The organism is Methylobacterium sp. HMF5984 (assembly GCF_045033435.1).
Lineage (GTDB): Bacteria > Pseudomonadota > Alphaproteobacteria > Rhizobiales > Beijerinckiaceae > Methylobacterium.
This window is the reverse complement of sequence record NZ_JBJFLN010000001.1, coordinates 3,724,604-3,738,209: the sequence shown is the minus strand read 5'-3', so window position 1 is coordinate 3,738,209 and position 13,606 is coordinate 3,724,604. Positions and strand designations below refer to the sequence as shown.

Annotated in this window: 13 protein-coding genes and 1 pseudogene; 9 read left to right on the top strand and 5 right to left on the bottom strand. The window is 70.5% G+C overall.

Annotation, left to right across the window (positions count from 1 at the left end):
• Positions 1-73: 73 nt before the first annotated feature.
• Entirely contained in the window at positions 74-1,123 is a 1,050-nt protein-coding gene (selD, locus tag ACFZ8E_RS18125) for a selenide, water dikinase SelD (RefSeq protein WP_405043407.1), read from the bottom strand.
• A gap of 180 nt (positions 1,124-1,303) precedes the next feature.
• Between selD and moaB the strand changes: the two genes are divergently transcribed.
• Complete coding sequence (moaB, locus tag ACFZ8E_RS18120; protein ID WP_243934322.1) at positions 1,304-1,858, top strand: molybdenum cofactor biosynthesis protein B; 555 nt, start codon at positions 1,304-1,306, stop codon at positions 1,856-1,858.
• Between the two features lie 3 nt (positions 1,859-1,861).
• Here the strand turns inward: moaB and ACFZ8E_RS18115 are convergent, their stop codons facing one another.
• Positions 1,862-2,380 carry a hypothetical protein gene (locus ACFZ8E_RS18115; RefSeq protein ID WP_147844223.1) on the bottom strand — a complete coding sequence of 173 codons (519 nt, stop codon included), beginning with the start codon at positions 2,378-2,380 and terminating at the stop codon, positions 1,862-1,864.
• A 175-nt stretch (positions 2,381-2,555) separates the two neighbouring features.
• Between ACFZ8E_RS18115 and ACFZ8E_RS18110 the strand changes: the two genes are divergently transcribed.
• The gene (locus ACFZ8E_RS18110; RefSeq protein ID WP_405043406.1) at positions 2,556-3,668 is read left to right on the top strand and encodes a PA0069 family radical SAM protein; all 1,113 of its coding nucleotides are present in this window, start codon (positions 2,556-2,558) and stop codon (positions 3,666-3,668) included.
• A gap of 193 nt (positions 3,669-3,861) precedes the next feature.
• On the opposite strand, the pseudogene ACFZ8E_RS18105 reads toward ACFZ8E_RS18110, so the two are convergent.
• From ACFZ8E_RS18105 to ACFZ8E_RS18095, 3 genes and pseudogenes are all read right to left on the bottom strand, one after another.
• Positions 3,862-4,482: pseudogene (locus ACFZ8E_RS18105) on the bottom strand (ribonuclease HII); the annotation flags it as partial.
• 39 nt (positions 4,483-4,521) lie between these two features.
• Positions 4,522-5,592 (bottom strand): glycosyltransferase family 4 protein, encoded by a 1,071-nt coding sequence (locus ACFZ8E_RS18100; protein ID WP_405043405.1) that lies wholly within the window; start codon positions 5,590-5,592, stop codon positions 4,522-4,524.
• Positions 5,589-6,428: a UDP-2,3-diacylglucosamine diphosphatase gene (locus tag ACFZ8E_RS18095; RefSeq protein WP_279593195.1), complete on the bottom strand. Its 840-nt coding sequence runs from the start codon at positions 6,426-6,428 to the stop codon at positions 5,589-5,591. Before ACFZ8E_RS18095 ends, ACFZ8E_RS18100 begins: the two co-directional genes overlap by 4 nt.
• Positions 6,429-6,476: 48 nt before the next feature.
• Between ACFZ8E_RS18095 and ACFZ8E_RS18090 the strand changes: the two genes are divergently transcribed.
• The 7 genes from ACFZ8E_RS18090 (at position 6,477) to sucD (ending at position 13,456) form a co-directional block, all read left to right on the top strand.
• A complete protein-coding gene (locus tag ACFZ8E_RS18090) occupies positions 6,477-6,701 on the top strand; it encodes a hypothetical protein (protein WP_147726355.1) in 225 nt (74 codons plus the stop codon).
• A gap of 399 nt (positions 6,702-7,100) precedes the next feature.
• On the top strand, positions 7,101-8,309 hold the full coding sequence (locus ACFZ8E_RS18085; protein ID WP_405043404.1) for an aminotransferase class V-fold PLP-dependent enzyme: 1,209 nt from the start codon (positions 7,101-7,103) through the stop codon (positions 8,307-8,309).
• Between the two features lie 144 nt (positions 8,310-8,453).
• Positions 8,454-9,392: a D-2-hydroxyacid dehydrogenase gene (locus ACFZ8E_RS18080; protein WP_147726357.1), complete on the top strand. Its 939-nt coding sequence runs from the start codon at positions 8,454-8,456 to the stop codon at positions 9,390-9,392.
• Positions 9,393-9,615: 223 nt separating this feature from the next.
• A complete protein-coding gene (locus ACFZ8E_RS18075; protein ID WP_147726359.1) occupies positions 9,616-10,476 on the top strand; it encodes an NADP-dependent methylenetetrahydromethanopterin/methylenetetrahydrofolate dehydrogenase in 861 nt (286 codons plus the stop codon).
• A 17-nt stretch (positions 10,477-10,493) separates the two neighbouring features.
• Entirely contained in the window at positions 10,494-11,120 is a 627-nt protein-coding gene (gene fchA, locus ACFZ8E_RS18070) for a methenyltetrahydrofolate cyclohydrolase (RefSeq protein ID WP_405043403.1), read from the top strand.
• Between the two features lie 243 nt (positions 11,121-11,363).
• Complete coding sequence (locus ACFZ8E_RS18065; protein ID WP_147726361.1) at positions 11,364-12,536, top strand: malate--CoA ligase subunit beta; 1,173 nt, start codon at positions 11,364-11,366, stop codon at positions 12,534-12,536.
• Between the two features lie 29 nt (positions 12,537-12,565).
• On the top strand, positions 12,566-13,456 hold the full coding sequence (sucD, locus tag ACFZ8E_RS18060; RefSeq protein WP_147726362.1) for a succinate--CoA ligase subunit alpha: 891 nt from the start codon (positions 12,566-12,568) through the stop codon (positions 13,454-13,456).
• Positions 13,457-13,606 lie beyond the last annotated feature (150 nt).

The window sequence follows — 13,606 nt, the reverse complement described above, 5'->3', positions numbered from 1 at the left end:
CGGCTCTGCGCGACGCATCGCGGGGCCGCGATGATGCCGGAGGATTGGTTTCGATCGCCTTCCGGCCCTGGGATCAGCCGGCGACGCGAATTCCCGCCGCGCCCGCCTCCGCCCGCCCGACGATCGCCGCCGCCGGATGCCCGGCGGCGCGGATGCGGGCGAGGATCGCGTCTGCGCGCTCGGGGGCGCAGGCGACGAGCAGGCCGCCCGAGGTCTGCGGATCGGTAAGCAGGTGCCGCGCCCATTCGGGGAAGCCGTCCTCCAGCGCGACCTCGCCGCCGAACGCGGTCCAGTTGCGGTGGGACGCGCCGGTGACGAAGTTGCCCCGGGCGAGCGTTTCGGCCGAGGGCAGCAGCGGCACGGACGGCCAGTCGATCACGAGGCGGCAGCCGGCGCCGCGCGCAAACTCGAGGCCGTGCCCGAGCAGGCCGAAGCCGGTGACGTCGGTGATGGCGTGCACGTCCGGGTCGGCGGCCAGCTCGGTGCCGACCTTGTTCAGTAGCGTCGTCGTCGCGACGAACGCGGCGTAGCCGCCCTCCGGCAGGGCGTCGCGCTTGATCGCGGCGGAATAGACGCCGACGCCGAGGGGTTTGGTCAGGATCAGCGCGTCGCCGACCCGCGCGTCGGCGTTGCGGCGCACGTCCTCGCGGCGGCAGGTGCCGATCACCGCCAGGCCGTAGATCGGCTCCGGCGTGTCGATCGAGTGCCCGCCAGCGATCGGGATGCCGGCCTCGGCGCAGGTCGCCGCGCCGCCCTTCAGGATCTCGGCGACGATCTCGGGCGCGATCTTGCCGACCGGCATCCCGAGGATGGCCAGCGCCATGATCGGGCGGCCGCCCATCGCGTAGACGTCGGAGATCGCGTTGGTGGCGGCGATCCGGCCGAAATCGCGCGGGTCGTCGACCATCGGCGTGAAGAAGTCGGTGGTGGCGATGACGCAGGTGCCGTCGTCGAGCGCCCAGACCGCGGCGTCGTCAGCGGTCTCGTTGCCGACGAGCAGGCGCTCGAACGGGCCGGCGATCGGCTGGTCGGCGAGCAGCGACCGTAGGATCGCCGGGTCGAGCTTGCAGCCGCAGCCGCCGCCGTGGGCGAGGCTGGTGAGGCGGACGGGGGTCGCATCCATGAGGGCACCGCGCGTTCGAACGGACAGGGGTCGCTGGTCGGTGCCGATACCATGGATCGCGGGTTCGGCGCGCCTCGGCCCGCGCGCCGCACGCCGCACGCCGCACGCCGCACGCCGGGAAGGATGGGACAATCGCGGGCGGGCGCCCATATTCCGGTCGTTCAACCCGGAGACGGCCCGATGCCCGATACGCCCGCCCGCAGCTTCGTCCCCCTGTCGATCGCGGTGCTGACCGTCTCGGACACGCGCCGGCCGGAGGACGACCGCTCCGGCGACACCCTGGTGCAGCGGCTGACCGAGGCCGGCCACAGGCTCGCGGCGCGCGCGATCGTGCCGGACGAGGCGACGGCGATCCGCGGGACGGTCGAGAGCTGGACGCGTGATCCCGGAATCGACGTGGTGATCACCACCGGCGGCACCGGCTTCACCGGCCGCGACGTCACGCCCGAGGCGTTGGAGCCGCTGTTCGAGAAGCGGATGGACGGCTTCTCGGCGGTGTTCCACCGCATCTCCTACGACAAGATCGGCACCTCGACGCTGCAGTCGCGGGCGACGGCCGGAGTCGCCAACGCCACCTACGTCTTCGTGCTGCCGGGCTCGCCGGGTGCCTGCCGCGACGCCTGGGACGGGATCCTGGTCAGCCAGCTCGACTACCGGCACCGCCCCTGCAACTTCGTCGAGATCATGCCGCGCCTGGACGAGCACCTGCGGCGGGGCGCCTCGCTCACGGCCTGAGGATCACATCCGGTCGATCCGCGCGATCAGGCGCCGCGGCACCAGCCGCGGGGCGAAGGTTCCGATCTCGGTGAGGCGATCGCGGCGGACGAGGTCGCCGGGCCGCGCCGCACCCGCGCCGAGCAGCGCCTCGGCCCGAATGGCCAGCCGCGTCGCCAGCCCGGCATGCGGGCGGGACAATCGCCCCAGGGCGTCGGCCGGCGCTGTGCCGACGAAGCGGTCGAGGGTGCGGATCCAGCCGTCGCCGGGCACGTCGCCCGCCTCCAGGCACAGCACCCAGTCGCGGCGCGCGACCGCCGCGCCGGCGAACCACCGGTCCGATCCGCGCGGCGGCACCACCAGGGTCGCGCCGGTCGCGTCGGCGATCGTGTCGACCGCCTCGCCCATCGCGGCGGCGACGATCACGGCGTCGCCTACGAGCCCGGCGGCCACGCCTCCGACGAGGGCGCCCAGGGTGTCGGCCAGACGGTCGATCGCATCGGCGTCGCCGGGGTCGGCGACATGAACCAGGGCGGAGATCATGGCCGCGCATACCGTATTTTCGCCGGGCGCGGGCAGGCCGGCTCGACGCGGCGACCCAGCGTTGCACCACAGCCACAAAGCCCGAGAAACTGCCTAAAATCGAGGCGTATACGGTCGACCTTGTTCCTGTTATGTTCCATGTGAAACACGCTTCCGCCGGGGTGCTGCCAGTTCGATGTCCACACCCCGTCCTCCGCTCGGCGCTGAATCCACGCCAAGACGTCGGCTCGCCGCGACGTCGGAAACGCTGCGCGGCCGGGGCGCCACCGCCAACCCGGGCGGGCGCTTCGAGGCGATCCGCCGCGAGGCCGCCGACGACGGCTGGCCGGCGGACGAGCCCGCACCGGCCAGACGAACCGAGGTGACGCTGGAGGGGGCGAGCGGGATCATCTCCCGCAACACCTCGCCCGACATCTCGTTCGACCGCTCGATCAACCCCTATCGCGGCTGCGAGCACGGCTGCGTCTACTGCTTCGCCCGGCCGAACCACGCCTATGCCGGCCTGTCGCCCGGGCTCGACTTCGAGACGAAGCTCTTCGCCAAGCCGGACGCCTCGCGCCTGCTCGAGCGGGAGCTGTCGGCGCCGGGCTACGCGCCGCGGACCATCGCTCTCGGAACGGCGACCGACCCGTATCAGCCGATCGAGCGCGAGCACCGCATCACCCGGGAGATCCTCGAGGTGCTGGCCCGCCTGCGCCATCCCGTCGGCATCGTGACGAAGTCGAACCTCGTCACCCGCGACATCGACATCCTGGCCGGGATGGCGGAGCGGAACCTCGTGAAGGTGGCGATGTCGGTGACGACCCTCGATCCGGTGCTCGCCCGGAAGATGGAGCCGCGCGCGCCGCATCCGCGCAAGCGCCTGGAGGCGATCCGGGCGCTCAGCCGAGCCGGCGTGCCGGTGATGGTGATCGTCGCGCCGATCATCCCCTCGCTCAACGACCACGAGATCGAGGCGATCCTGACGGAGGCCCGCGCCTGCGGCGCGCGGGAGGCGAACCACGTGCTGCTGCGCCTGCCGCACGAGCTGAAGGACCTCGTCGCCGACTGGTTCGCCGAGCACTATCCCGGGCGGCAGCGCCACGTGTTCTCCCTGGTCGAGCAGGCCCGCGGCGGCCGCGAATACGACGCCACGTTCGGCAAGCGGATGACCGGGGAGGGCGCCTACGCCGACCTGATCGCGACGCGGATGCGGCTGGCCAAGGCGCGTCTCGGCTATGCGCAGACCCGCATCACCCTCGACGCCTCGGCCTTCGCCAAGCCCGGCGAGCAGTTCTCGCTGCTGTGACGGGGGCGAAGGCGGCGATCGAGCAATGCTCCGCGGCGGCAGGACGGCGTGATTTTTTGCGTCGACGGACGATCTCAGACACCTTGCGAACGAACGCGGCGCGTTCTCCCTCCCCCCTCTGCGGGGGAGGGAAAGGCGCGCGGCGATCCCCATCTGCGACACCCGTCCTGCTGCCGCCATCGCCGTACGCCCGCTTGAAACTCAGCCGGTGATGCGGGGTGCGGCCGTGGGTCCTGAGGCCGGCGAGGTGCACCGGGGCGCCGTAGCCGACATTGCGATCCCAGCCGTAATGCGGGTGGCGCCGGGCCAGCACCCGCATCAGCGCATCGCGAAACGTCTTGGCGACGATCGAGGCGGCGGCGATCTGCGGCACCGCGCGGTCGCCGCCGACGACCGCACGGCAGGGCTGCGGCAGGCCGGGAACCGCGTCCCGCCCGTCGACCAGCACCGGCGCATCGAGGGCGAGCCGCAGCACCGCCCGGCGCATCGCGTCGAGGGTGGCGACGCGGACGTTGACCCGGTCGATCAATGCCCGGGATCCCGCCGCGACCGCGACGCGGCCCTGCGCGCGGATCAGCGGCGTCAGGATCTCGCGCAGCGGTTCCTTGACCCGCTTGCTGTCGTCGAGGCGGGCGAGCAGGTCCGGCGGGATCGCGGTCGGATCGAACCACACCGCCGCGACGACCACCGGGCCGCACAGGGCGCCGCGCCCGACCTCATCGCAGCCGATGACGGCGGGGTAGTCGGCGGCGCAGGCGGGATCGAAGGGGGGCACGGGGCGGGTCGGGTCCGAAGGGGCGGCGACCCATCGCATTCCTTGGCCGGCCCGTCACCCTCTCAACCCGTCACCTCATCAGCCAAGCAGGGCCGCCTCGACGCCGGCCGGCACGCGCAGATCGGCCGCCTGGGCGTGGGCGCTCTCGATGTTGCCGAAGAACTGGCGGGCGCTCTCGGCCCAGGTCCGGCGGAGGGCCTCCGCGCGGCATCGCCCGCGCGGAACGGCGAGGGCGGCGAGGCATGCCGCGCGCAGGTCGGCGTCGAGCACCCCGGCCCCGGTCCCGGCGACCACGTCGAGGGGACCGGTGACCGGGTAGGCCGCCACGGGCAGGCCGCAGGCCATCGCCTCGAGCAGCACGATGCCGAAGGTGTCGGTGAGGCTCGGGAACACGAACACGTCGCTCGCCGCGTAGAGCGCGGACAGCTCCGCGCCGGTGCGGGTGCCGAGGAAGCGGGCCTGCGGGTGGGCGGCCGCGAGCCGGGCGCGGTCGGGCCCGTCGCCGATCACCACCTTGCTGCCCGGCAGGTCGAGACTGAGGAAGGCGGCGACGTTCTTCTCGACCGCGACGCGGCCGACGAAGAGAAAGATCGGGCGCGGCAGCCCCGCGAGCGCAGGGGGAACCTCCGCGGAAGGATCGGCCGGGCGGAACAGGTCGGTGTCGACGCCCCGCGTCCAGCGCATCAGGTTGCGGAAGCCGCGGCCGGCGAGCTCGCGCTCGAGCGAGGCGGTGCTGACCATGGTGCCGCTGGCCGCCCGGTGAAAGCGCCGCAGCCAAGCGTAGCTCCACGCCTCGGGGATCGGCGCCCGGGCGGCGAGATATTCGGGAAACCGCGTGTGGTAGCTCGTGGTGAAGGGGCGGCCCTTCGCGCGGCAGAGCCGCCGCACCGCGTGGCCGATCGTGCCCTCGGTGGCGATGTGGACGTGGGTCGGCTCGATCCGCGCCCAGGCGGCGGCGATGCCGCGCGCGCCCGCCAGCGCCAGCCGGATCTCGGGATAGCCCGGCATCGGCAGCGAGCGGAAGTCGCGCGGGGTCACGAAGAACGGCTCGAAGCCGTGGGCGGGGGCGGCCTCGGCCATGCGCTCGAGCGAGCGCACCACGCCGTTGACCTGCGGCGCCCAGGCATCGGTCGCGACCAGCAGCCTCACGCGACCGCCCGGCGGTCCTGCGCCGGAAGCGCACCGGCGCGCTCGGCCTCCGACGCCTCCGCCGCGCGGGCGCGAAGCACGCTCGGATAGTGCAGCACCTCCATGCGGCCGTCGTAATGCTCGACCAGCGCGGTGCAGGATTCGACCCAGTCGCCGGTGTTGAGGTAGCGCAGGCCGTCGATCCGCCGGTCGGCGGCGTGATGGATGTGGCCGCAGATCACCCCGTCGGCACCCTGGCGCCGGGCCTCGTCGGCGAGAAAGGTCTCGAACGCGCCGATGAAGTTGACCGCGTTCTTCACCTTCAGCTTCGCCCAGGCCGAGAGCGACCAGTAGGACAGGCCGAGCCGGCGGCGCAGCTTGTTCAGGCCGGTGTTGACGAACAGCGCGAAGGTGTAGGCGCCGTCGCCGAGATGGGCGAGCCAGCGGGCGTGGCGCACCACCATGTCGAACTGGTCGCCGTGGATCACCAGGTAGCGCCGCCCGTCCGCCGCCTCGTGGATGCGGCTCTCGGCGATCTCGATCCCGCCGAAGGTGGTGCCGATGTAGTCGCGCAGGAACTCGTCGTGGTTGCCCGGCACGTAGACCAGGCTCGAGCCCTTGCGCACCTTGCGCAGGAGCTTCTGCACCACGTCGTTGTGCCCCTGCGGCCAGTACCAGCCCGATCGGAGCTGCCAGCCGTCGACGATGTCGCCGACGAGGTAGAGCGTGTCGGCGTCGTAGTCCTTCAGGAAGTCCAGGAGCAGCCCGGCCTGGCAGCCGCGGGTGCCGAGGTGCAGGTCTGAGAGGAACAGGGTGCGGACGCGGGTCGTCCCTTCCGTGTCGTCGGCCACGAGCATCTCCCGGCGGTCTTCGGCCGAGCCAAACCGGAAACGCGTCTCAGTTTGATGACGGTGGCGCGCATCCGATGCTGCGATGCAGCAAGCAATGCGAAGATCCTTCGCCGGTTTGCTGCAGTGCACGACAATTTTTTTTCGTCGTCCGGGAAGTTTTTCCAGTTTTGCTTGTGGAGCTTCGGCGTTCATAATGGATTCAAAGCGATCGCCTGCCGTAAGGCCGGCGCCGGCGACGGCCAATGGATCGCCGACCTGGATGGTCGACTTGGATCGTGAACCACTTGGATCGTGAGCCGGGGCGGGACGACGGGGAGGAAGGTATCGAGGGTCGGCGCAGCGCCGGCGTGCAGGATCCGCATTCCGCGGCTTGCGCGACGGCCACGGCCGACGCATGGAAGACGAGGCTTTTCGGAGGCGACCGGCATGGATCCATGCCGCGACCGCGAGCGGTGCCAGACCGTTCCGCCGCTCCGCATCGCCCGGTGAAGCGACCGACCGACGACGCGGAAGTTCCGCGCGGGACAGCCCTCCCGCGCGCTTCCGGCCGCGCCGGTTCGGCGTCCCCCTCACCAGACCGCCCACGGATCACCACACGCCCATGCGTCGCAAGCCGGCGCATCGTTCCTGACGCCGGCTTGCCGGCCAACGTTTCTTGGTAATCGGAGGACACACCCCATGGCTGCAACGCGGCGCCCCGGACGCAATCACCTCTTCATTCCCGGCCCGACCAACATCCCGGACCGCGTGCTGCGCGCGATGCACGTCCCCTCGGAGGACCATCGCTCCCCCGACTTCCCGGCGCTTGTGAAGCCGCTGTTCCAGGACGCCAAGATGGTGTTCGGCTCCGAGGCGGGCACGATCATCTTCTATCCGTCCTCCGGCACCGGCATCTGGGAATCGGCCCTGGCGAACACGCTCTGCCGCGGCGACAAGGTCCTGACCGCCCGCTACGGCCAGTTCAGCCACCTCTGGGTCGACATGGCCCAGCGCCTCGGCCTCGACGTCATCGTGCAGGACGAGGCTTGGGGCACCGGCGCCGACCCGGAGAAGATCGGCCAGGCGCTGCGCGCCGACACCGAGCACAAGATCAAGGCCGTGATGGTCGTCCACAACGAGACGGCGACCGGCGTCACCAGCGACATCGGCGCGGTCCGCAAGGCGATCGACGCCGCCGGCCACCCGGCGCTGCTGTTCGTCGACGGCATCTCGTCGATCGGCTCGCTGCCGTTCGAGATGGACGCGTGGAAGGTGGATTGCGCCATCGCCGGCTCGCAGAAGGGCTTCATGCTCCCCGCCGGCCTCGGCGTGCTCTGCGCCAGCGCCAAGGCGATCAAGGCCTCCGAAGGCACCGCCGGCGGCAACGACCGCCTTGGACACGTCTACTTCGCCTGGTCCGACCAGCTGAAGCAGAACCCGACCGGCTACTTCCCCTACACACCGCCGCTGCCGCTGCTCTACGGCCTGCGCGAGGCCCTCGAGTGCATCAAGGAAGAGGGGCTGCAGAACGTCTACCACCGCCATCACGTGCTCGCCGAGGCGACCCGTCAGGCCGTGGCGGCGTGGGGCCTGAAGATCTGCGCCAAGGAGCCCAAGTGGAACTCCGACACGGTGACGGCGATCCTGGCGCCCGAGGGCGTCGATGCGGCCAAGATCATCAAGCACGCCTACGACCGCTACAACCTCTCGCTCGGCGCTGGCCTGAGCCAAGTCGCCGGCAAGGTGTTCCGCATCGGCCACCTCGGTGATCTCAACGAGCTGTCGCTGCTCGGCGCGATCGCCGGCGCCGAGATGGCGATGATCGATTGCGGCGTGCACGTCACCCCGGGCTCGGGCGTCGCCGCCGCGTCGAGCTACCTGCGCGAGCATCCGCTCACCCAGGGCTGACGCTAGGCCGACACCATCGCGCGGGGGCGGCGACGCCCCCGCGCCATCCCGGACGAGAGGGGATCATCTCGAACCGGATCGGGATCGCCGCGACCGGCGCGTCGCGGGCAGGGCCCGATCCGGCCGTCGCATGAAAGGCGTTCCATGACGAAGAAGATCGTATTCCTCGACCGCGAGTCCCTCGACGCCACGGTCCGGCCGTTCAACTTCCCGCACGACTACAAGGAATACGATTCGACCTGGACACCGGAGGAGATCGTCTCCCGGCTCCAGGGCGCCGAGATCGCGCTGATCAACAAGGTGCCGATGCGCGCCGACACGTTGAAGCAGCTGCCCGACCTCAAGCTCATCGCCGTCGCCGCCACCGGCACCGACGTGGTCGACAAGGAGCAGGCGAAGGCGCAAGGCATCACCGTCGTCAACATCCGCAACTACGCCTTCAACACCGTGCCCGAGCACGTCATCGCGCTGATCTTCGCCCTGCGGCGCGCGATCGTGCCCTACGCCAACTCGGTGCGCCGGGGCGATTGGAACAAGTCGACCCAGTTCTGCTACTTCGACTACCCGATCCACGACATCGCCGGCTCGACGCTCGGCATCGTCGGCTACGGCGCGCTCGGCAAGTCGATCGGCAAGCGGGCGGAAGCGCTCGGCATGAAGGTCATCGCCTACGACGTCTTCCCGCAGGAGGGCCTCGTCGACCTCGAGACGATCCTGACCCAGTCCGACGTCATCACGCTGCACGCGCCGCTGACGCCCGAGACCCGGAACATGATCGGCGCCGAGCAGCTGGCGAAGATGAAGAAGCACGCGATCCTCATCAACACCGCCCGCGGCGGGCTGGTGGACGAGGAGGCCCTGGCCGAGGCGCTGAAGGCCGGCACGATCGGCGGCGCCGGCTTCGACGTGGTGGTGCAGGAGCCGCCCAAGAACGGCAACATCCTGTGCGACCTCGACCTGCCGAACCTGATCGTCACGCCGCACGTGGCCTGGGCCAGCAAGGAGGCGATGCAGATCCTGGCCGACCAGCTCGTCGACAACGTCGAGGCCTTCGTCGCCGGCAAGCCGCAGAACGTGGTCTAGGTCGAACTCTCCCTCCCCCCGCTGCGGGGGAGGGTGGGCCTCGCGTCAGCGAGGGTCGGGAGAGGGGAGCCACGTTTCCGGACGTCGCGCGGCCCCTCTCCCGACCCGCTTCGCGGGCTACCCTCCCCCGCAGGGGGGAGGGAAGGCTGAGCGACAGACGAGCCCGGACCCAATTTCCAACACGAACGCCATCCGCGCCGAGACGCGGGCGAGAGGACGCACCATGAAGAAGCTTCTGTTCCTGTTCGACACCGATGCGATGCCGTCCGTGTTCGACACCGTCGTCGGCTACGACGGCGGCGCCGACCACATCACCGGCTACGGCGGCGTGACGCCCGAGAACGTCGGCGCGCTCGTCGACGGCACGATCTACACCCGCGGCGGCTCGGAGAAGAAGTCGACGGCGATCTTCGTCGGCGGCGGCAACATGGCGGCCGGCGAGGCGGTGCTCGAGGCGGTGAAGAAGCGCTTCTTCGGCCCGTTCCGCGTCTCGACCATGCTCGATTCCAACGGCTCGAACACCACCGCCGCCGCCGGCGTCGCTCTGGTGGCGAAGGCCGCCGGCTCTCTGGAGGGCAAGAAGGCCGTGGTGCTCGCCGGCACCGGCCCGGTCGGCATGCGCTCGGCGGCCCTGCTCGCCCAGGAGGGCGCCGAGGTCGTCCTCGCCGCCCGTCAGCTCGACCGCGCGCAGGCGGCGGCGGACGCCGTCAACAAGCGCTTCGGCGTCGCCGTGACGGCGGCCGCGACCCCGGACGAGGCCTCGCGCGCCGAGATCGTCAAGGGCAAGAACCTGGTGTTCTCGGCCGGCGCCATCGGCATCGAGCTGCTGCCCGAGTCGGCCTGGAAGGACGAGGCCTCGATCGAGTTCGTAGCCGACTACAACGCCCAGCCGCCGCTCGGCTTCGGCGGCATCGACGCCATGGACAAGGGCAAGGACCGGCACGGCAAGAAGTCGTTCGGCGCACTGGGCATCGGCGGCCTGAAGCTGAAGCTCCATCGCGCCTGCGTCGGCCAGCTCTTCGACAGCACCGAGCAGGTGCTGGATGCCGAGGAGATCTACGCGCTCGCCAAGAAGATGGCCTGAACGGGGGAGTGGGGCGCATGGCCAAGCACGATACGATCGCGACCTTCCTCGACGGGCTGGCCAGCGCCGCCCCGACCCCCGGCGGCGGCGGTGCCGCCGCCATCTCCGGCGCCATGGGCGCGGCCCTGGTCTCGATGGTGTGCAACCTCACCATCGGCAAGAAGAAGTACGTCGAGGTCGAGGCCGAGCTGAAGGACATGCTCGTCCAGTCCGAGGCGCTGCGGGCGCAGCTCACCGGCATGATCGCCGAGGACGTCGCCGCCTTCGACGCGGTGATGGGGGCCTACGGGCTGCCCAAGGCCACCGACGACGAGAAGGCGGTCCGCGCCGAGCGGATCCAGGCGGCGCTGAAGGTGGCGACCGACGTGCCGCTCGCCTGCTGCCGCGCCTGCCGCGCGGTGATCGACCTCGCCGAGGTGGTCGCCGACAAGGGCAACCTCAACGTCATCTCGGATGCCGGCGTCGCCGTGCTCTCGGCCCATGCCGGCCTGCGCAGCGCGGCGCTGAACGTCTACGTCAATGCCAAGGGCCTCGACGACCGCGATTTCGCGCAGGCGCGCCTGACCGAGCTCGAGGCGCTGCTCGGCGATGCCGGCCCGCTCAACGAGAAGGTCTACGACGTGGTCAAGGCCAAGGTGAGCTGACGCGAAGCCCGTCGGCGGTCCCCGATCGGCGGCGATCGGGGACCGCCATCGGGCGAATTGCGAAGTCGGGAAACGATCGTCGCCAGAAGATTGTGCGACGCAACAAGAAGACCGCAAGCATTCCTTCGCCGATCAAGGCGAACTCAACGAGAATGCAAAAAAATTTAATGCGACACTGCTCTCCCCCAAAGTAAAATGAGGGCGTAGAAACGCAGCCAAGAACAGTACCGAAGGAGGCGCCCGATGGACGTGCACGAGTATCAGGCCAAGGAGCTGCTCGCGAGCTTCGGCGTCGCGGTTCCCAAGGGCGCCGTCGCCTTCAGCGCCGATCAGGCCGTCTATGCCGCGACCGAGCTCGGCGGCTCGTTCTGGGCGGTGAAGGCCCAGATCCATGCCGGCGCCCGCGGCAAGGCCGGCGGGATCAAGCTGTGCCGGACCTACAACGAGGTCCGCGATGCCGCCCGCGAGCTGCTCGGCAAGCGCCTCGTCACCCTGCAGACCGGGCCCGAGGGCAAGCCGGTGCAGCGGGTCTACGTCGAGACCGCCGACCCGTTCGAGCGCGAGCTGTATCTCGGCTACGTCCTCGACCGGAAGGCCGAGCGCGTCCGCGTGATCGCCTCCCAGCGCGGCGGCATGGACATCGAGGAGATCGCGGCCAGCGAGCCCGAGGCGCTGATCCAGGTGGTGGTCGAGCCGGCCGTCGGCCTGCAGCAGTTCCAGGCCCGCGAGATCGCGTTCCAGCTCGGCCTCAACATCAAGCAGGTCTCGGCCGCGGTGAAGACGATCATGAACGCCTACCGGGCGTTCCGCGACTGCGACGGCACCATGCTGGAGATCAACCCGCTCGTCGTCACCAAGGACGACCGCGTGCTGGCGCTCGACGCCAAGATGTCGTTCGACGACAACGCGATGTTCCGCCGCCGCAACATCGCCGACATGCACGACCCGTCGCAGGGCGACCCGCGCGAGGCCCAGGCCGCCGAGCACAACCTCAGCTACATCGGGCTCGAGGGCGAGATCGGCTGCATCGTCAACGGTGCCGGCCTCGCCATGGCGACCATGGACATGATCAAGCACGCGGGCGGCGAGCCGGCGAACTTCCTCGACGTCGGCGGCGGCGCGAGCCCCGAGCGCGTCGCCACCGCCTTCCGCCTCGTCCTGTCGGACAAGAACGTGAAGGCGATCCTCGTCAACATCTTCGCCGGCATCAACCGCTGCGACTGGGTCGCGGAGGGCGTGGTCCAGGCGGCGCGCGAGGTGAAGATCGAGGTGCCGCTGATCGTCCGGCTCGCCGGCACGAACGTCGAGGCCGGGCAACGCATCCTGGCCGAGAGCGGGCTCGACCTGATCACGGCCGAGACCCTGTCGGAGGCCGCGCGCAAGGCCGTCGAGGCCTGCAACGGCACCAAGCACTGACGTCCGTGAGATAAGCGAAGGATACCGCCATGAGCATTCTCATCGACGAGACCACCCCGATCATCGTCCAGGGCATCACCGGCGACAAGGGCACCTTCCACGCCAAGGAGATGAAGGATTACGGCGCCAACGTCGTCGGCGGCGTCACCCCCGGCAAGGGCGGCAAGACCCATCTCGGCCTGCCGGTGTTCAACACCGTCAAGGACGCCGTGGAGGCGACGGGCGCCACCACCTCGATCACCTTCGTCGCCCCGCCCTTCGCTGCGGACGCGATCATGGAGGCGGCCGATGCCGGGCTGAAGCTGGTCTGCTCGATCACCGACGGCATCCCGGCCCAGGACATGATGCGGGTGAAGCGCTACCTGATGCGCTACCCCAAGGACCGCCGCACCATGGTGGTCGGCCCCAACTGCGCCGGGATCATCTCGCCCGGCAAGTCGATGCTCGGCATCATGCCGCCGCACATCTACCTGAAGGGCAACGTCGGCGTGATCTCGCGCTCGGGGACGCTCGGCTACGAGGCCGCCTCGCAGATGAAGGCGCACGGCATCGGCATCTCGACCTCGGTCGGCATCGGCGGCGACCCGATCAACGGCTCGTCCTTCCTCGACCACCTCGCGCTGTTCGAGCAGGACCCGGAGACCGCGGCCGTGCTGATGATCGGCGAGATCGGCGGCCCGCAGGAGGCCGAGGCCGCGGCCTGGATCAAGGCGAACTTCTCGAAGCCCGTGATCGGCTTCGTCGCCGGGCTCACGGCACCGAAGGGCCGCCGCATGGGGCACGCCGGCGCGATCATCTCGGCCACCGGCGACAGCGCGGCCGAGAAGGCCGAGATCATGCGGTCCTACGGGCTGACCGTGGCGCCCGATCCCGGCTCGTTCGGCGACACCGTCGCCGAGGTGATGCGGCGGGCGGCGTAGCGCCCGAAGCGCGAACCTGAAGCGCGGGTCCCCTCTCCCGTTCGGGAGAGGGACAGGGTGAGGGGCGTGACCTCTCCGGAATGACCTAGCCCCTAACCCCAATCCTCTCCCGCTCGGGAGAGGGGGCCGCGCGGTGCCACCCCCGCCAAA

Bases quoted from the DNA above. Each gene is read 5' to 3' on its own strand.
- selD (WP_405043407.1), bottom strand. From the start codon at position 1,123: ATGGATGCGACCCCCGTCCGCCTCACCAGCCTCGCCCACGGCGGCGGC.
- moaB (WP_243934322.1), top strand. From the start codon at position 1,304: ATGCCCGATACGCCCGCCCGCAGCTTCGTCCCCCTGTCGATCGCGGTG.
- ACFZ8E_RS18115 (WP_147844223.1), bottom strand. From the start codon at position 2,380: ATGATCTCCGCCCTGGTTCATGTCGCCGACCCCGGCGACGCCGATGCG.
- ACFZ8E_RS18110 (WP_405043406.1), top strand. From the start codon at position 2,556: ATGTCCACACCCCGTCCTCCGCTCGGCGCTGAATCCACGCCAAGACGT.
- ACFZ8E_RS18095 (WP_279593195.1), bottom strand. From the start codon at position 6,428: ATGCTCGTGGCCGACGACACGGAAGGGACGACCCGCGTCCGCACCCTG.
- ACFZ8E_RS18090 (WP_147726355.1), top strand. From the start codon at position 6,477: ATGACGGTGGCGCGCATCCGATGCTGCGATGCAGCAAGCAATGCGAAG.
- ACFZ8E_RS18085 (WP_405043404.1), top strand. From the start codon at position 7,101: ATGGCTGCAACGCGGCGCCCCGGACGCAATCACCTCTTCATTCCCGGC.
- ACFZ8E_RS18080 (WP_147726357.1), top strand. From the start codon at position 8,454: ATGACGAAGAAGATCGTATTCCTCGACCGCGAGTCCCTCGACGCCACG.
- ACFZ8E_RS18075 (WP_147726359.1), top strand. From the start codon at position 9,616: ATGAAGAAGCTTCTGTTCCTGTTCGACACCGATGCGATGCCGTCCGTG.
- fchA (WP_405043403.1), top strand. From the start codon at position 10,494: ATGGCCAAGCACGATACGATCGCGACCTTCCTCGACGGGCTGGCCAGC.
- ACFZ8E_RS18065 (WP_147726361.1), top strand. From the start codon at position 11,364: ATGGACGTGCACGAGTATCAGGCCAAGGAGCTGCTCGCGAGCTTCGGC.
- sucD (WP_147726362.1), top strand. From the start codon at position 12,566: ATGAGCATTCTCATCGACGAGACCACCCCGATCATCGTCCAGGGCATC.